General features: G+C 60.4%; 14 protein-coding genes. 6 read left to right on the top strand and 8 right to left on the bottom strand.

Going from position 1 to position 18,112, the window contains the following annotated elements:
• Positions 1-25: 25 nt before the first annotated feature.
• The 4 genes from AB4N44_RS11315 to AB4N44_RS11300 all read left to right on the top strand — a co-directional run bounded on the left by AB4N44_RS11315 (position 26) and on the right by AB4N44_RS11300 (position 3,050).
• On the top strand, positions 26-1,387 hold the full coding sequence (locus AB4N44_RS11315) for an HD domain-containing phosphohydrolase (protein ID WP_460158215.1): 1,362 nt from the start codon (positions 26-28) through the stop codon (positions 1,385-1,387).
• A 66-nt stretch (positions 1,388-1,453) separates the two neighbouring features.
• Positions 1,454-1,888 (top strand): NUDIX hydrolase, encoded by a 435-nt coding sequence (locus tag AB4N44_RS11310; protein ID WP_150750417.1) that lies wholly within the window; start codon positions 1,454-1,456, stop codon positions 1,886-1,888.
• Between the two features lie 23 nt (positions 1,889-1,911).
• The gene (locus AB4N44_RS11305) at positions 1,912-2,550 is read left to right on the top strand and encodes a LysE family translocator (RefSeq protein ID WP_110718882.1); all 639 of its coding nucleotides are present in this window, start codon (positions 1,912-1,914) and stop codon (positions 2,548-2,550) included.
• A gap of 2 nt (positions 2,551-2,552) precedes the next feature.
• Positions 2,553-3,050, top strand: a complete 498-nt coding sequence (locus tag AB4N44_RS11300; RefSeq protein ID WP_460111709.1) for an N-acetyltransferase family protein — start codon at positions 2,553-2,555, stop codon at positions 3,048-3,050.
• Positions 3,051-3,158: 108 nt separating this feature from the next.
• On the opposite strand, the gene metR is transcribed toward AB4N44_RS11300, so the two are convergent.
• Positions 3,159-4,076, bottom strand: a complete 918-nt coding sequence (gene metR, locus AB4N44_RS11295; RefSeq protein ID WP_127929610.1) for a transcriptional regulator MetR — start codon at positions 4,074-4,076, stop codon at positions 3,159-3,161.
• Between the two features lie 155 nt (positions 4,077-4,231).
• Positions 4,232-9,790 carry a dermonecrotic toxin domain-containing protein gene (locus tag AB4N44_RS11290; RefSeq protein WP_460108908.1) on the bottom strand — a complete coding sequence of 1,853 codons (5,559 nt, stop codon included), beginning with the start codon at positions 9,788-9,790 and terminating at the stop codon, positions 4,232-4,234.
• Between the two features lie 216 nt (positions 9,791-10,006).
• On the opposite strand from AB4N44_RS11290, the gene AB4N44_RS11285 reads away from it, so the two are divergent.
• Positions 10,007-11,041 (top strand): alpha/beta fold hydrolase, encoded by a 1,035-nt coding sequence (locus AB4N44_RS11285; RefSeq protein ID WP_127929608.1) that lies wholly within the window; start codon positions 10,007-10,009, stop codon positions 11,039-11,041.
• Positions 11,042-11,206: 165 nt separating this feature from the next.
• Positions 11,207-11,872 carry a DsbA family oxidoreductase gene (locus tag AB4N44_RS11280; protein WP_460108909.1) on the top strand — a complete coding sequence of 222 codons (666 nt, stop codon included), beginning with the start codon at positions 11,207-11,209 and terminating at the stop codon, positions 11,870-11,872.
• A gap of 226 nt (positions 11,873-12,098) precedes the next feature.
• Here the strand turns inward: AB4N44_RS11280 and AB4N44_RS11275 are convergent, their stop codons facing one another.
• The 6 genes from AB4N44_RS11275 to AB4N44_RS11250 form a co-directional block, all read right to left on the bottom strand.
• Positions 12,099-12,437 (bottom strand): GlpM family protein, encoded by a 339-nt coding sequence (locus AB4N44_RS11275; RefSeq protein WP_095112348.1) that lies wholly within the window; start codon positions 12,435-12,437, stop codon positions 12,099-12,101.
• Complete coding sequence (aauR, locus tag AB4N44_RS11270) at positions 12,437-13,765, bottom strand: two-component response regulator AauR (protein ID WP_127929606.1); 1,329 nt, start codon at positions 13,763-13,765, stop codon at positions 12,437-12,439. Before aauR ends, AB4N44_RS11275 begins: the two co-directional genes overlap by 1 nt.
• Positions 13,762-15,663 carry a two-component sensor histidine kinase AauS gene (gene aauS, locus AB4N44_RS11265; protein ID WP_127929605.1) on the bottom strand — a complete coding sequence of 634 codons (1,902 nt, stop codon included), beginning with the start codon at positions 15,661-15,663 and terminating at the stop codon, positions 13,762-13,764. Before aauS ends, aauR begins: the two co-directional genes overlap by 4 nt.
• Positions 15,664-15,840: 177 nt before the next feature.
• Positions 15,841-16,575, bottom strand: coding sequence for an amino acid ABC transporter ATP-binding protein (locus AB4N44_RS11260; protein WP_007963947.1), 735 nt, complete (start codon positions 16,573-16,575; stop codon positions 15,841-15,843).
• Positions 16,572-17,243 (bottom strand): amino acid ABC transporter permease, encoded by a 672-nt coding sequence (locus tag AB4N44_RS11255; protein ID WP_003227756.1) that lies wholly within the window; start codon positions 17,241-17,243, stop codon positions 16,572-16,574. Before AB4N44_RS11255 ends, AB4N44_RS11260 begins: the two co-directional genes overlap by 4 nt.
• Positions 17,243-17,989: an amino acid ABC transporter permease gene (locus AB4N44_RS11250; protein WP_095048296.1), complete on the bottom strand. Its 747-nt coding sequence runs from the start codon at positions 17,987-17,989 to the stop codon at positions 17,243-17,245. The genes AB4N44_RS11255 and AB4N44_RS11250 overlap by 1 nt, the downstream gene beginning before the upstream one ends.
• Positions 17,990-18,112 lie beyond the last annotated feature (123 nt).

Genomic DNA, 18,112 nt, shown 5'->3' with positions numbered 1-18,112 from the left:
TTCCCTGTTTGCTTGAGGCCATGCCATGGAAGAGCTATCCGCGCCGATGCCGGCGCATCGACCCACAGTGCTGCTGGTCGATGACGAGGAGTCGATCCTCAACAGCCTGCGTCGCCTGTTACGCGGCCAACCCTACGATCTTCTGTTGGCGACCAGCGGCGCCCAGGCGCTGGAGATCCTCGCGCAGCAGCCGGTGAACCTGGTGGTGAGTGATGCGCGCATGCCGGGCATGGACGGTGCGTCGTTGTTGGCGCATGTCCGTGAGCGTTTTCCGGCGACTGCGCGGATCATGCTCACGGGATATGCCGACCCGGCGGCGATCATCAAAGCGATCAATGACGGGCAGATTCACCGTTACATCAGCAAACCGTGGAACGACGAAGAGTTGCTGCTGATTCTGCGCCAGTCCCTCGAGCACCAGCATTCCGAGCACGAGCGCCAGCGTCTGGAGCGCTTGACCCGGGTCCAGAACGACCAGCTCAAACTGCTCAACAGCACCCTGGAAAAGCATGTCGCGGCGCGCACCGCCGAACTGCAGCAGACCGCCGACATGCTCGATCTGGCGTACGAAGAGCTCAAGCACAGCTATGTCACCGGCACCGAAGTGTTTTCGCTGCTGGCCAATCTGCGTTTGCCACCTGCCAAGCAGACCAACCGGCAGATCATCGAGCTGGTGCGCAGCTACTGCAGACAGCACGGCCTGGACGAGGCCACCAGCCGTGATCTGACCATGGCTGCGGCGCTGTACAACATCGGCAAGCTGAGCTGGACCGACGCGATGATGATCACGCCCTCGGATCTGCTGCGCCATACCGAACGCGAGCGGTATCGCAGTTACCCGAAGCAGAGCGAATCGTTGCTCATGACGCTCGACCCGATGAAAGATGCGGCGCGTCTGATCCTGCATCATCAGGAGCGCTGGGATGGCAGCGGGTTTCCCGACCGGCTCAAGGGCGAGGGCATTCCGTTCGGTTCACGCCTGCTGAAACTGGCGGTGGATTTCGTCGAGTTGCAGCGCGGGCTGATCCTCGAGCGGCAGATGAACAGCGATGAAGCGCTGCTGTACCTGCGCCAGTACGCCGGGCGTTTATACGATCCCGATCTGGTCGAAGACTTCATTCTGGTGTGCGCGGCGTTCCTCAGCGACGTGACGCTGGCCGATCCGTCGGTCAAGGTGCTCTCCACTCGGGATCTGGCGGCGGGGATGATTCTGGCGCGCAACCTCAATGCCGATAACGGCATGCTGCTGCTCAACGCCGGCAAGGTACTCAGCGCGCTGTTGGTGGAAAAGCTGATTGCGTTCGAAGCCATGGAGGGCGGCAAGTACACGATTTTCGTCAAGGTGCCGGAGGAGGTTGAAGCCACGCTCACGGCGCTGGGCGAATGATCGGCGAGGTGACGTCATTGGCCGGGCATGGGATCCTTGCGGTTTTTCCAGGCCGGTGGCTGACCCATGACCTCTGCATCCGTTGTCTCTGCAAACCTCATTCGTATCGCCGCCGCGCTGTTGCTCAATCCTCAAGGGCAGACTCTGCTGGTGCGCAAGCGCGGGACCACCGCGTTCATGCAACCGGGTGGCAAGATCGAGGCGCAGGAGTTGCCGGTGCACGCGCTGGCCCGGGAGCTGGAAGAAGAGCTGGGCCTTCGGATCGATCCGGCGCAGGCGTGTTTTCTCGGCCAGTTCTCGGCGCCTGCGGCCAACGAGCCGGGGTGTGTCGTTCAGGCCGAGATCTTTCAACTGACCATCAATGCCGATGTCACTCCGGCGGCGGAAATCGAAGAAGTGATCTGGGTCGATCCGGCCACTGATCCTGCTGTCGTTCTGGCGCCATTGACACGCGACCTGATCCTGCCGTTTTATCGCCACTCACTGACGGCGCTCGCCTGATCATTCACGCAAAGGACATTGCCATGATCCCGCTTCAAGACCTGCTGATCTTCGCCGCCGCCGCGTTGTTGATGGTACTGACGCCGGGGCCGAACATGATTTACCTGATCTCGCGTTCGATCTGTCAGGGACGCAAGGCCGGGGTCACGTCGTTGCTTGGTGTGGTGAGTGGCTTCTTTGTGCATATGTTCGCGGCGGCTGCGGGTTTGACGGCGGTGTTTCTGGCGGTGCCGATGGCCTATGAAGTGCTGAAGTGGGCCGGTGCGTTGTATTTGTTGTGGCTGGCCTGGCAAGCGCTGAAGCCGGGTGCGCGGTCGCCGTTCGAAGCGCAGCAGTTGCCCCCGGATTCGTCGCGAAAACTGATTACCATGGGCTTTCTCACCAGTGCGCTGAACCCGAAAATCGCCGTGTTCTACCTCTCGGTCTTTCCGCAATTCATCACCCCTGAACACGGCTCGGTGTTCACCCAAAGCATCATTCTCGGCCTGACCCAGATCAGCGTGAGTTTCTCTGTCAATTTGCTGATCGCACTGTTCGCGGCGGGCATCGCTTCGTGGTTTGTGCGCAACCCGACATGGCTGGCGCTGCAGCGTTATTTCATGGGCTTCGTTTTGGCAGGTCTGGCCGTGCGCCTGATGTTTGAGCAACGCAGGTCGGCGTGAACATGTGGATCGAACGGCTGGACGCCAGTCATGCCCTGGCTTACCGCGAACTGATGCTCGAAGCCTATGACCGTCATCCGCAGGCCTTCACCTCAAGCGTGCGCGAACGCGCGGTGATGCCCTTGAGCTGGTGGGAAGGGCGTCTGACCAGCAAACTCGATGTAGTGCTTGGCGCATTTGAAGGCGGCACGCTGGCCGGCATCGTCGGCCTGGCCTTTGAACCGCGCGAAAAGGCTCGTCACAAGGCCACGTTGTTCGGCATGTACGTGTCGGCGGATTTTCGCCAGCATGGCCTGGGCCATGAACTGGTGCAGGCGGCCATCGCCGAAGCGCAAAACCATCCGGCGCTGAAACTGCTCCAGCTCACCGTCACCGCCGGCAATGACGCCGCGTTCAGTCTCTACCAGCGCTGCGGCTTCATCCAGTTCGGCCTCGAACCATTGGCGGTGCGGGTGGGTGAAGACTACTTCGACAAGATCCACATGTGGCGCGAGATCTGATATCACCCCGCCCTTGTGGGAGCGAGCTTGCCCGCGAATGCGGTGGAACATTCAACAACCAGATTGACTGACCCGACGCCTTCGCGAGCAAGCTCGCTCCCACAGGGCTCAGCGCACCGCGCTGACACCGTCCAGCGTCGAGAACGATGTGTCTTTGGCTGTCAGGAGGAAGTCGCGCATGTACGGTGCATCGAGCATGTCGGTGCGAATCGCTGCGTACAACGTTGCGAACAAGCCTTTTTCCCCCAAGCGTTTGCCCTTCACATAACCGCGCGAGCTGTATTCGTGCAGTGCCCAGTGCGGCATGCCGCAGACGCCGCGGCCGCTGGCGACCAGTTGCATCATCATCACCGTCAGTTCCGAGGTGCGCACCTGCGCCGGTTCGATGTCGGCAGGTTCGAGAAAACGCGTGAAGATGTCGAGGCGATCGCGTTCCACCGGGTAGGTGATCAGCGTTTCCGTCAGCAGGTCTTCCGGGACAATGTACGGTTTGCTGGCCAGTGCGTGCTGGTTGGCCACGGCGAGCATGGCCTCGTAGGTGAACAACGGCACATAGGTGATGCCAGCGATTTCCAGCGGGTCGGACGTCACCACCAAATCCAGATCGCCACGGGCCAGCGCCGGCAGCGGCGCAAACGAGAAACCCGAGGCGAGGTCGAGTTCGACCTCCGGCCAGGCATCGCGGAACTGGTCGATGGTCGGCATCAGCCACTGGAAGCAGCTGTGGCATTCGATGGCCATGTGCAGACGCCCGGCGGTGCCTCCGGCCAGACGAGCGATATCGCGTTCGGCAGCGCGCAGCAGCGGCAGAGTTGCGTCAGCCAGTTGCAGCAGGCGCAAACCGGCGCTGGTGAAACGCACCGGTTTGGTCTTGCGCACGAACAACGCCATGCCCAAGCGTTCCTCAAGCTCCTTGAACTGGTGCGACAGCGCCGATTGCGTCAGGTGCAAGCGGTCGGCGGCGTCCACCAGACTGTCGGCTTCGCGCAGGGCATGCAGGGTTTTCAGGTGACGGATTTCAAGCACCGAGGGACTCCATGAGGAAAACTTGTGATCAACGCATAAACGTTGAGTTTGTCTCATGTTTGCCGGGCTGTCGATCATAACCCGGCATTCGACAGCTTGGTTGCGCGCCCGGCGATTCTCCCGCTTCTCCTGAAGGGTCGCTGTGCGACGTGGATTCAGATCCCCTCGAAATGCACCAGAACAATCGAATTCGGCCCGATATCGGAATACGGCAGGTTGGCGTCATCGGCATGGGTCAGGTAGCGGTGTGCCGGGAGTTTCAAGTGCGCTTTCTCGAATGGCCTGAACGCCGGTGCTGCGCTGCGGTAATGGAAGTGCGCGTACCACAACAGACGTGCCGGTTCTGCGGTTATGTTCCAGACTTCATATTCCTGCATGTAGTCCTCCTCACCACGACGCTTGCTCAGTTGTTTGATCGGCCGGGTTCTGCGGATCTCCACGGCATTTTCAGCGATGAGGTCATCCAGCATGCCATCGGTAGGTTTCGCACTGGTAAACGTGCGTTGGGTGCGCACGGACCGACCGGTGACGATGAGCTCGTCGGCCTTGCTGCGTAGTTGCCCGATGATCGGGTGCTCAGCCGATACAGTCGCGATGCGATCGGCCCGGGTGTTGAGCTCTGCGGCCTGGCTGTCCATCATGTGTTGCAGATCGACCGGCAGCATGCCCCGGTCGGCGTTGCTCTCAACCGTTGCGCGGTAAGTCACTTGAGCATCCAGACGTTGTTGTGCGTCTGTCACCAGATCGGCAAGCGCCGTTGGCGTGGTTGCCGGTGTTTCAGCATTACCCGGGGTGATCAGTCGGGCTTTGCCGTCGGGACCTTCTTCCCAGATTTCGACGCTGCCCTCTCGGCGTGTGCGCTCATAGCGGCGTCTCTGAGTGACTGAATCCCATTTCTCAACGCCGTAAATCAGATTGTCATCTGTGGTCGTGAAGACCCGCTGGACCGACTCGCCCGGGCTTTTCGCTTTGCTCGGTGTCTTCACTTCGGCGAGGGCACGGCTGGTCATTTGCTCCAGATCGTTGAGCAACGGTTCAACCACATCCATATGGAAGTGCTGTGGATAGCTGGCTGTCCAGATTTTCATTTGCAGACGAAAGCGGGTGTACAGATCGGCGCAGTTCTGCAGAATCTGACTGCGTTGTGCCGGCGTGGTGATAATTTTCGGCAGGTCATACTGGGTTTCCAGCGCGCGATACACATGGGCGCGAAGTTCAGCGGCTCGTTGCAGCAGATAAAACCAGGAAACCTCTCGGTGGCGGGCGTGATTTTTGACGATTTCAAATCGTTGGGTTGCTCGCACGTAGAGCAGGTTGGCATCGCTGTACAGGGCGTTCATTTCTTCGACAAACTCGACGAGATGGGCCTTGTCCGCTTTTAGCTTGACCCGTGCATACCATTGGTTGGCGAGCGTTTTGAGTTCCTGCTGCTGATCGAGTTTTTTCAGGTATTCGACCCGCAGCAAGCGGACTTCCTCCAGCATCTTCAAGCGTTTTGGCAACGCGTGGCTCGGCAAGGCGTTCAGCACCCTGCTCTGCACGTTAATGCCATCGGTCACAGGAATAATGCTGTCGGAAACATGTGAGGCGCGCTGCCAGTATCGTTCGGTCAATTTCATCGCGACCTCGCTTTGAGTGTCACCGACAGATTTAAGCTTTTTGCCATGCGTAAGTGGTTTCAGTTCTTCCAGAACCGCATAACGCCGGCTCTCCAGACGGATATCTTCGAGGCAGGCGGCTTCGGAGGCCGCACGCAATGCGGGGCGCTCTGCAAGGCTGGCCTCCTCGTAGGCGTCGATGGCTTTCTTGCTTGTCGGGATCCTTGCGTCGCACAGATCGGCAAGGTGTTCGACCTCATCGGTCAATTGCAGTTGGCGGCGAAATGCGCGGTCGGCCCACCAGCGCGGCAAGCGTTGCCGAATGACCGGTGGCCAGTAAGGGTCGAGCCTATCGGCCAGGTGTCCGGCGACGTTGCCACCGCCCAGCGCACCGCCTTCAAGCGTGGTGCCGTAGACACCAAACCAGGTGTCCCAGTGTCCGCTTTCATCCAGGGCAATCGGTTGTTTGTAGGTTTTTCGCGAGTTGCCGGACAAACGCCAACTGCGTGAATCCGTGTTGAGTTCCACCTGGTAGAGACGTCCCTGGCGTTCAATGAAATCGCCGTCGGCATGCCGGTAGATATTGCGGTAGATACCATGAGTCGCGGGTTGCACGCTCGACAGGGAAAGTGGCTTTTCATATTCGTAATCAGCGAAGCGTGCCAACACGTGCCTGGCCTGACGCTGGGTTTTGCCATGCAGGGTGGCCACATTGCCAACCAGTTGATGAAGCTGGCGAGTGCGTGTCAGCGTGCGGCTGGTGCGTGATAGCGTCGAGGCGATGGCTTCACCCGGAAGCACGTCGAGTAGTGCGTCGATCAACGACAGCAGCATCGATTCGATCTCCGCCAGACCATCGCCGACCTCGCCGCGCAAGAACGCTGCCGTCGCCTGATTGGCAGCCGTCCAGGCTTGATAAAGGGCCAGCGCAGTGCCGACGAAGGGCACCATGCCGATCGCCATCAATATGTAGTTGAAGGCGCGCGGGCCCTTCAAGGCATGACGCTCGAAGAACAACTCGTCATTGGAGCGCGAGCTGCCGCGATGGGCCTCAATCAGACGGCCCATGTGCGCGTCGAGCAGATGCGCGGCCAGGGAGGTGGTCTGTGGCCAGCGCTCGCCGACTTCAATGAGCGCATCGAAGTTCTTTTCCACGGCCTGATGGATCCGACCCACATGCGCCTTGACGTCACCTTGCAGGGTTCGGCCCGCCAGCCAGGTCACCCATTTGTCGCTCGCGCATAACCTGAACAGGCCTTTGCGCGCGGCTTCGAGGTTGTCGTAACGGCGCAAAAACTGCTCGTCGGGGCTTTCGGGCAGATACAGCAGGGTCACCCCGCTGATCTGTTCTTCGATGAACGTCACTCCCGACAGCGTGACGGGACCTTCACGGGGCGTGTCCTTGCCGCCCACTTTCAGGGACACCGGCAGCAGCGCGATGCGCTTGCCGTCGGCGAGCCACGCCTGCGGGGTGGAGGCCGCGATGGCGGTGTTCAGCGTCGCGGCCTCATCGTTGCTGATGTGCTTGCGCAGGCGTGCGCTTTCAGCCTGGATCGTGAGCATCAGACGCCAGGGTTCTATCAGGCTTTCCCGGCGATGCTCCTTGACGAACACTGGCTCGGTCGCAGTGCCGATGAAGGCGTCGCGGATTTTCTGCTCATAGGCTTTGGGCAAGTCCAGTTCCGGCAGCGCTTTGCGCAAATAGGTCAGATTGATGCCGTTGAGCAGGCGGATGCGATCGGTTTTGTGGGTTGCGCTGACCTCCGCCCGCAGGAAAATCAACCGTTGCGACAGCGAGTCATTGAGCACCGATTGGACATTGTCGATGTTGAGCTGGGCGAGATCTTCCAGCGGCATTTTGCTGCGCGTCGCGCCGGGCACGATGACGGTGGTTTTTCGATGGCCGCCGGGGCCTGATTCATAATGGGGTTCAGTGCGGGTCGAATCGGGCAGCTCGACTTGCACCGAAAAATCGCCTTCCAGGGAGAAATCCTTGCGCAGCCGCGCGTGCAGGTGTTTGCGGGTAAAGTCGTCACGGGGCTCCAGCGCGAGGGTCATGAGCTGGTGGCTCTTGCGCATCGCAGCGATGTACGCCTCGAGGTTTTTTTTCAGCGCGCTACGTTCGCCACTGTTGAGGTTGATCAGCCAGTCCGGCAGGTGCTCGGCGAGTGTGGCACTGCGATCCTGTTCCAGCACATGGGCAAACGCCAGGCTTCTGGCGGCGTGTACCGGCACCTGCAAAGCTGCGCGGCTGTTTTTGCGCAGGATTTCCAGCGCGTCGGCCTGCTCGGCTTTGTCGCTGATCGGGGCGGCTTTTGACTTGTAATCGTCAAGCAGTTCATCCAGACAGGCATGCAACGGGGCCGTGGCAATTTCGTTCAGTTGCAAGGTCAGTTCGGGCGTGTTGTCCTGAATCATCAATGCCTCGCGTTCCAGCCGCCGGCGGTTGGCAAACGCCTGCAAACCGCCACCGCTGCCTGGCCAGTAGAGCAGCAGACTGTCTGGCGAGTCGCGGTCTGACAATGCGCCTGACCGCGTGATGACAAAGGGGCCCTTGAGTTTTTCGGTTTGCACGGAAGTGGTTCCGCCAACCGTTTCGGTCATGGACAGCGTCAGACTGGCCACGCTGACGTCAGCGTTTGTTTCGTTGGCGCCGGTGTTGTCCAGCACGGCTTTGAGCAGTGCGTGCTGATCGGTATCGAGCTGGCCCAGCGCCAATTGCAGTCTGGCTTCGGCGTACAAAGCGTCTTTGTGCGCCTGATGAAGGGCGGTGAAGTCTTTGTGGGTGTTGCTCAGCTCGGACACTTGCGCCTGATAAAGCAACGTGTCTACCGCTTTGTCGCAGGCTTGCTCCGCGGCTTCAATGGCGTTGAGCGCGTCCTGACAGGCCTTCTTGTGTGCTCCGTTGCGGTCGTTTTCCAGCAGTGTGTCGAGCGCTTCTCGCTCGCGCTTGATTGCTGCCTGGCGTACACCCAGCGCAATCCCGGCCGACAGGCTTCCAAACAACGGCTTTTGACCGGTTTCGAAAGTGGGCAGTTGATGGCTGGCAGACGGCGCAGAGGCGACAATGCTCGCGGTGCTGCGCTGGCGATCGAGCAGATCGACCTGCATCAGCGACTGTGCGCCGTGCTCCCACAGCCCGGGCCTGCCTTTGTTGGTGTTGCACAACGCGCTGATCTGCGCTTGTTGTCGACTCGCGAACAGATCGCTTGAACCGCTGACGAGCGGATCAAAGAGCGTGGTGTATTCAAAGCGCAGATGTTCGCCAGGCAGTCCCGTTGGCACCAGGCCCTGGCGGGACAGCCAGTTTTCCATCTCGTTGCGCGTCTTGAAAAACTGTACGGGCACGGAACGGCTGGGCAAATAGAGCAAAGGGCTGGCAGATGCCGGATCATCCACGCTGATCACCCAAGCCCCCGCGAGTTTGACTTTGCTGCCATTGCTCAGCAACAGCGCCAGCTGTTGTGTATGAATGGGTTGACCGTCCAGCAGCAGCGCGCCGCACGGGCTGTCGAGGATTTGCTGCAAGGGTTTGAGCTGTTGCGCGGTGATGGTGCGACGGGCTAGCGCCATGTCGGCTGTGGCTTCCAGGTGTTCACGATAGAACTGCAGGGAGCGTTCTCGCCGTGACACCGCTGCATGCGGTGCTCGCGCCTCCCAGAAATTTGCCCAGCGCGTGGCGTGGAACTGTTGCGGATCAAGTGCTTTGAGCTTTTCGAGCACTTGCAGTGGTTTCAACGCGAACAGTGGGTGATCGGCAGCCAGACCGCTGACCTGGCTGCGCTGATCGAGCGTGACGTCCAGCGTCGGCTGTTGCAGGACAAACGCACAGGCCTCGGTGAGGCTGACAAGGCGCTCGGGGTGAGCGGCGATAGCGGCAAAGCGCAGCGCAGTTTTCTCACCGTCGAGTTGCAACTTTTCCTGCAAAAGCTCATTGAGGCTATCGCGCAGCCCCGGACTGGCTGCATACAGTTCACGCAAGCCGTCGCTGCTGTTCTGCCAGCGTCTGGATGCTCGCAGCGCCAGGCTGTCATCGGTGGTTTTCGCTAACCGAGTGGAGGTTTTCAGCGTCGGTGACGGCGCGGAGGGTAAAGCGCGGGTGGTCTGATCAGGCATGGTGGCATGACTCGCAAGGGGAGCGGCGGATCCGCTCCGGTGCGCGTCATTCAAGGCAAATTGCGCTGGACGTTGGCGGTATATAGATATTGTCTGCAACAACCCTCCACGACCGCTCGGCACTCTTCATCAAACTGTCATGGAACTGTGGCAGCGCGCTTGTACAAACTTCATCAGACTCGCGCTCTACTGGGGTTCTGCGTTTCGGTGTTTTTCATGGCTAAGGGTTTTTTATCGATCGCGGCTTTGTTGGCCGCGATTTTTTTCGGATCGTCGACGTGGGCGGCAGCGCGTTGCGACGTCAATGTGCCGACCGAGCACGTCGATCTGCAGCAGGTGAGCATTGCTTACCAGAGCATCGGGCGCGCGTCGGATCCGGCGTTGTTGCTGGTCATGGGCCTGGGTGGGCAGTTGATCCACTGGCCTGACGAAGTGGTGGTTGCGCTGTGTCAGCAGGGCTTTCGGGTGATTCGCTATGACAACCGCGATGTCGGCCTGTCGACCTGGCGTCAGGCCCCGGTTGAGGCCAACCTGACCTTTGAAGTCTTGCGCTACAAGCTCGGCCTGCCGGTGTCGGCGCCTTACAGCCTGACGGATATGGCTGACGACGCGCTGGGTCTGATGGCCGCGTTGCACGTGGAGCAGTTTCATGTGCTGGGCGCGAGCATGGGCGGGATGATTGCCCAGCACATGGCGGCAATGGCGCCACAGCGGGTCGAGAGCCTGACGTTGATCATGACCACTTCTGGCGCCGAAGGTCTGCCGGCACCGAGTGCGGCGCTGGTGCAGTTACTGTCGCGACGCGGTGCGCCAAACCGTCAGGTGGCGCTCGAACAACAGGCTGATCTGCTGGCAGCACTGGGCAGCCCGGCGGTCACCGATGACCGGCAGGCCTTGCTGCAACAGGCCGCGCTGTCGTATGACCGCGCGTTCAACCCGGAAGGCGTGAAACGGCAGATCATGGCGATCCTCGCCGAACCGAGCCGGGTGGCATTGCTCAACCAGTTGCGGGTGCCGACGCTGGTGGTGCATGGCACGGCGGATCCGTTGCTGCCGGTGATGCACGGTGTGCATCTGGCAGCGCACATTCGTGGCAGCCAGTTGAAGCTGATTCCGGGGTTGGCCCATCGTTTTCAGGAGGCGTTCAAGGAGCCATTGCTGGCGGCGGTGTTGCCGTATCTGCAGGCGCATCGTGAAGACACCTCGCATTGGGCGCAGATTGAACCGGTGGTGGGCGGGAATCTGCTGTAACCGACAGTTGGCGGTGTGGGTGATGGCCCTTCGCGAGCAAGCTCGCTCCCACAGGGGAATGCGATCTAATGTGGGAGCGAGCCTGCTCGCGAAGGGGGCACCACAAAATCCGGCCGGGGTGTATCGTGCAAACTTTCCCGCACGATTTCCCCTGCGAGGTGTTTGATGAATTCCGCTTTGAAAATCGACTTTGTCAGCGATGTCTCCTGCCCGTGGTGCGTCGTCGGTTTGTATGGCCTGTTACAGGCACTGGAAATCCTGCGCAACGAAGTGCAGGCCGAGATCCGGTTTCAGCCTTTTGAACTGAATCCGAAAATGGCCGCCAATGGGCAGAACATTGCCGAGCACATTCAAGAGAAATACGGCTCGACCCCGGAGCAGTCGCAGAAGAACCGCGAAGCGATCCGCGCCCGTGGCGCCGAGCTGGGGTTTGCCTTTCGCACTGATGGCAACAGCCGCATCTACAACACCTTCGATGCGCATCGCCTGTTGCACTGGGCCGGGCTCGAAGGTGTGCAGTTGGCTTTGAAAGAGGCACTGTTCAAGGCTTATTTCAGTGAGGGCGGTAATCCATCGGATCATCGGCAACTGGTGCAGATCGCTGAAAGTGTCGGGCTGGAGCGCCAGCGTGCCGAGGCGATTCTGGCGTCGGACGAGTTTGCCGATGAGGTGCGTGAAGAAGAACAGCTGTGGCTGCAGCGCGGGGTGAGTTCGGTGCCGACCGTGGTGTTCAACGGGCAGTATGCGGTGACGGGTGGGCAACCGGTGGAGACGTTTGTCGGGGCGATTCGGCAGATTATGGCTGAGTCCAAGGGCGGGACGGTCAGCTGATATCGGTAGGAGCCAAAAGCCCCTCACCCTAACCCTCCCGAAACGTCGGACCGCCCAGAGGGAGAGGGGACTGATTGGGGGATGCTGGAGTTGTACGCCGACCTGAACGTGCTGTACCGAATCCATAATCAACTGGATCTTTCAGGTCAATGTCAGACGCAAGACACCTCGGTCGGCCCCCTCTCCCTCTGGGCGGTCCGACGTTTCGGGAGGGCTGGGGTGAGGGTCAGCTGTGCAAGCGCACCCAAACCGTCACCAAAACAGTGGCCGCCATCAACCACGCCACCGCTGCCACCGCCAGCGAAGCCTCCAGCCGCAGCCGATCGACCATCACATACAGCGTCGCCAGATACACAAAATACGGAATGATCGACCACATCCCGAACACGATCGTGGTCTTCAAATCCTCAATCGAACGCCCCTTGCCAACGATGTAATGCGCAATCAGCGCGAACGTCGGGAACAGCGGCACCAATCCGGCGATGTAGTAGTTTCTGGTTTTCGACAGCGCCGCGATGATCAGTACTACCGCGGCGCCCAACAGGGCTTTGAAAAACAGATCCATCAGTGGCTCAACCCGTACTTTTTCACTTTGTCGAACAACGTGGTCTTGGCCATGCCCAGTTCAAGGCTGGCTTGGGTCAGGTTGCCGCCGCTGCGTTGCAGGGCGTCGCTGAGCAGGTTGCGCTCGAAGGCTTCCACCGCTTCGGCAAACGCCAGGCCTTGGCCGCCAGCGCTGGTGCCGGACTTCTTGAACGCCGGCAAACCGAGGGCAAAACGTTCGGCGACGTTGCGCAATTCACGCACGTTGCCCGGCCAGTCATGGCTCATCAGGTTCGACAGGGTCTGGTTGTCCAGCTCTGGCAGTGCGCGGTCGAAGCGCAGTGCTGATTGCTGGGTGAAGTGTTCGAACAGTTGCAGAATGTCTTCGCGGCGTTCGCGCAGTGGTGGCAGCTCCAGCGTTACCACGTTGAGGCGGTAGTACAAGTCGCTGCGGAACTCGCCGGCCTTGCTCGATTCGTCGAGGTCGGATTTGGTCGCCGCGATCACCCGGCAATCCACCGCCACGCTCTGGTTTGAGCCGAGGCGTTCGAGGGTGCGTTCCTGCAACACGCGCAGCAGTTTGATCTGTAATGGCAGCGGCATGCTTTCCACTTCATCGAGGAACAGCGTGCCGCCGTCGGCGTGTTCGATCTTGCCGATCCGGCGTTTGCCCGCGCCGGTAAAGGCGTTGGCCTCGTGGCCGAAAATTTCGCTTTCGAAGAGGTTCTCCGGCAGGCCGCCGCAGTTCAACGCGACGAACTGCTTGCTGTGCCGGCGGCTGAAGTCGTGCAGGCAGCGCGCGACCAGTTCTTTACCGGTGCCGGTTTCACCTTCGATCAAGACGTTGGCCGAGGTGTCGGCGACGTTGGCGATCAATTCGCGCAGGTTCTGCATCGCTGGCGAGCGGCCGATGATGCGTCCTTCAAGGGAATCACGCTCGGCCAGTTGCCGGCGCAGCGACGACACTTCGCGGGCGAGGCTGCGTTGCTCCAGCGCCCGTCGCGCGACATCGACCAGACGCTCCGGCGAGAACGGTTTTTCCATGAAGTCGTAGGCGCCTTTCTGCATCGCGCCGACGGCCATGGAAATGTCGCCATGGCCGGTGATCAACACCACCGGCAGGCTACGATCGCGTTGCTTGAGGCGGGTCAACAGTTCCAGGCCGTCGATGCCTGGCAGGCGGATATCGCTGATGACGATACCGGCAAAGTTGTCGCCAACACGTTCCAGCGCTTCCTCGGCACTGCCAACACCGACGCAGGGAATGTCTTCCAGGGTCAGCGCCTGCTGGCAGCCGAGCAGCACATGGGGGTCGTCTTCGACGATCAGCACACTAAGGTCGTGGTTCATATTGGCTCGGCAGGAGTAGGGCTTACCAACGGTAAACTGAGGACGAAGGTGGTGCCACCGCTCGCCGGGTGTTCAACACCCAGATGCCCGCCGGTGGCGGCCGCGAGGCTGGCGGAAAGCGTCAAGCCAAGGCCCAGGCCTTGTTCGCCGGGCTTGGTGGTGAAGAACGGCTCGAACAGATGCTTGCGCGCCTCGGCGTCAATGCCGTGACCGTTGTCGCGTACGCGCAGGCGATACTTGGCGTTGAACTCTTCACCCTCCAGCCACAGTTCGGGCTGGGGCTGTGCCTGCATGGCGTCGAGGGCGTTGCCGATCAGGTTGACCAGAATCTGTTCGAGGCGGGTCTGGTCGATCTGCACTTGCACGTCGATAAACTGCCGGTGAATGTGCAGCGCCGAACTTTCCAGGCGCGCACCGAGCAATTGCAGCGCCGCTTCCACGGCTTTGCCAAGGCTCGCCTGGCCTTGATTGTCACCGCGTCGGGCGAATGAACGCAGGCTGGCGGTGATCCGGCCCATGCGGTCGATCAGCTCGTTGATGGTCTTCAGGTTAGTGCTGGCAATATCCAGCTGACCGCGTTCGAGAAAGCGTACGGTGTTGCCCGACAGCGTGCGCATCGCGGCCAGCGGCTGGTTCAATTCGTGGGCGATACTGGTCGACATCTGGCCGATGGCCGCGAGTTTGCCGGCCTGCACCAGTTCATCCTGAGCGCGGCGCAACGTTTCTTCGGCCTGACGACGTTCGCGGATCTGGCTCTTCAAACGTTCGTTGCTGGCGCGCAAGTCGGTGGTGCGTTCGGTAATCCGACGCTCCAGTTGATTATTGGCTTCCTGCAAGGCTTCACGGGCAGCGAGGCGAGTAGCAATGACCTTGCGTCGTTCGTTCCAGGCAATCAACAGGAAGGCCACCAGCGCAAAGGCGACCGCGACGAGAATGCCTTGGTTGATCGCTTCGCGGCGCAGGTCCTGCAACGGCGTGAGCAGGGTGAAATTCCACGGCGTGTCGGTCAGTGGCCGGGTCTGCGCGAGATAGCTGATGTCATCCTCGCCGGACTGCACTTCGCTGTTGGCCGGGAAGGTGAGTTTTTCTACGCCCTCGGACAAGGTTTCGCGAGCCAGAGGTTGCAGCTCGTTGAGCGGAAACCAGTAGTACTGCAGGCTGCGGGCGAGTTTTTCCTTGGTGGCTTCACTCAGGGGAATCACTGCTTTCAGGCGCCGGGCCGGATCGCTGGACAGAATGATGATGCCGTTTTCATCGCTGACGAACGCTTCCAGACGCGCGCGCTGCCAGCGTTCTTCCATGGCTTCCAGGCGCACTTTGACCACGGCGACGCCAATGATCTTGCCGTGCTCTTCGAGGCCATGAGCGAGGTAGTAACCGGGTTCGCCGTTGGTGCTGCCGATCCCGTAGAAACGCCCGGGTTCGCCACGTACGGCTTTCTGGAAGTAAGCGCGGAAGGACAGGTCTTCACCGAGGTAACTGTCGACATCGCGCCAGTTGCTGGTGGCCATGACGCGGCCGGTAGTGTCCATGACGTAGATGGCCCGACTGCGACTGCGTCGGTTCAGGCCTTCGAGGTAAGCGTTGACCGTTTCCCGGTATTGCGGGCTCGGGTCGGCCAGCAGCTGCGAAACACTCGTTTCGAGTTCCAGCAGGCTGGGCAGGTAGGTGTATTTGCTGATCTCGCTTTCGACCGCGCGGGCGTGCAGTTCGAGCTGGCGCTGGCCATTTTCGCCGAGGCTGCGAATGCCGAAATGCTCACTGGTCCAGAAGCCGATAAAACCCAACCCGATCATCAGGGCGATGATCAGTGGCGGCAGGAACAAATGACGAATCAGACGGGGCTTCACGGCAAGTGATGGCGGCGCGGCGCGATAGAGATTGGGGTCGCATTTCATCACAGTTGCCTTGGGTCAACCACCACACTTGTTGCGAGGGCAACGCCGGCCCTTGTGGGAGCGAGCCTGCTCGCGAAAGCGCACTGACATTCAACATCCAGGCTGAATGTAATGGCCTCTTCGCGAGCAGGCTCGCTCCCACAGGGAAGGAGTGATGCCCCGGCAGGTGTGTTGCTTTTAGTGCTGCAGGATTTTCTCGAGGAAGTGCTGCGCGCGTTCGGAGCGGGCGCTGATGTCGCCGAAGAATTCCTCTTTCGGGCAGTCTTCGATGATCTTGCCTGCGTCCATGAAAATCACTCGATCCGCCACTTTACGGGCGAAGCCCATTTCGTGGGTCACGCACATCATGGTCATGCCTTCGTGGGCCAGTTGCACCATCACGTCGAGCACTTCGTTGACCATCTCCGGGTCGAGCGCCGAGGTCGGTTCGTCGAACAGCATGACGATCGGGTCCATTGCCAGCGCACGGGCAATCGCCACACGCTGTTGCTGACCACCGGACAGTTGCCCCGGGTGCTTGTGGGCGTGCGCCGACAGGCCGACGCGTTCGAGCAGCTGCAGACCTTTCTTGGTCGCCTCTTCCTTGCTGCGGCCCAACACCTTGATCTGCGCGATGGTCAGGTTCTCGGTGATGGTCAGGTGCGGGAACAGTTCGAAATGCTGGAACACCATGCCCACGCGCGAACGCAGCTTCGGCAGGTTGGTCTTCGAGTCGGCAATCGAGGTGCCGTCGACGACGATGTCGCCTTTCTGGAACGGCTCCAGCGCGTTGACGCATTTGATCAGGGTCGATTTGCCGGAACCCGACGGGCCGCAGACCACGATCACTTCGCCTTTTTTGACCTCGGTGCTGCAATCAGTCAGCACCTGGAAGTCGCCATACCACTTGTTGATGTTCTTGATAGAGATCATACGGCAAACCTTTTTTGCAGACGCTTGACCAGCAGCGAGGCGGAAAAGCTGATGATGAAGTAGACGACACCGGCGAAGATCAGGAACTCGTTGGAACGACCGATGATGTCGCCGCTGGAACGGGCGGAGTTAAGGAAGTCCACCAGGCCCACGGTGTAAACCAGCGAGGTGTCCTGGAACAGGATGATCGACTGTTGCAGCAGCAACGGGGTCATCTTGCGGAACGCCTGGGGCAGGATGATCAGGCGCATGGTCTGGCCATAGGTCATGCCCATCGCTTGCGCGGCGGCCATCTGGCCTTTGGGGATCGACTGCACACCGGCCCGAACGATTTCGCAGAAGTACGCGGCTTCAAACATCATGAAGGCCACGACGCAGGAAGTGAACGCGCCAATCGGCGTGTCTTCGCCGGTGATCCAGCGCAGCACGAACGGCACCGCCAGGTAGAACCAGGTGATCACCAGCAGCAGCGGAATCGAACGGAAGTAGTTCACATAAGCGCCGGCCACGCGCGACAGCAGTTTGCTCGACGACAGGCGCATCAGCGCGAGGATCGTCCCCAGCACGATGCCGCCGACCACGCCCATGACCATCAACTGCAAGGTCATGACCATGCCGTTCCACAGGCCCGGGATAGCGGGGATGATGCCGCTGAAATCGAAGTCCATTATTTACCCCCCACGGAGATCAGGCCGGGCACCGCGACTTTCTTCTCGACCATGCGCATCAGCAACATCAGGCTCATGTTCAGGGTGAAGTAGATCAGCGTGGCCAGGGTGAAGGCTTCAAACAGGTTGGCCGAGAATTCGGCGGTCTGCTTGGTTTGCGCCAGCAGTTCCATCAGGCCGATCAGGGACGCCACGGAGGAGTTCTTGAAGACGTTGAGGAACTCCGAGGTAAGCGGCGGAATGATGATCCGGTAGGCCTGGGGCAGCAGCACGTTCCAGTAGATCTGCGGCAGTTTGAAGCCCATGGCGCGGGCGGCGGATTCCTGGCCGCGTGGCAGCGCCTGGATGCCGGTACGCACTTGTTCGCAGACGCGGGCAGCGGTGAACAGGCCCAGGCACACGACAACGCTCAGGTAAGCCGAGGTCGTCGGGTTGAGGTCCTGTTTGTACCAGTCCTGCAGGTTTTGCGGCAGCAGGTCGGGTACCAGGAAGTACCAGATGAACAGCTGAACCAGCAGCGGTACGTTACGGAACAGCTCGACGTAGCAGGTGGCGATGCCCGATACGATGCGGTTCGGCACCGTGCGCATGACCCCCAGTATGGAGCCCAGCAGCAAGGCGATGATCCACGCCACGATGGCGATGGCAATGGTCCAGCCCAAACCGGAGATGTACCAGTCGAGATAAGTCTCGCTGCCAACGCCGGTGGACTTGAAGAACACGCCCCAGTCCCAGTTGTAATTCATTAGGGTCTCCCCTCGAGATCGATCGATGTACAAGCACCCGCTTGGGGAAGATCCTTTCCCACCCGACGTTGAACGTCAGGCACACGCGATCGGCTCGAAAACCGCCAGGTCGAGTGTTCCACT

Source organism: Pseudomonas sp. S3_C06 (assembly GCF_054667675.1).
The sequence above is the reverse complement of the archived record's forward strand: the minus strand, read 5'-3'. Positions and strand labels throughout refer to the sequence as shown.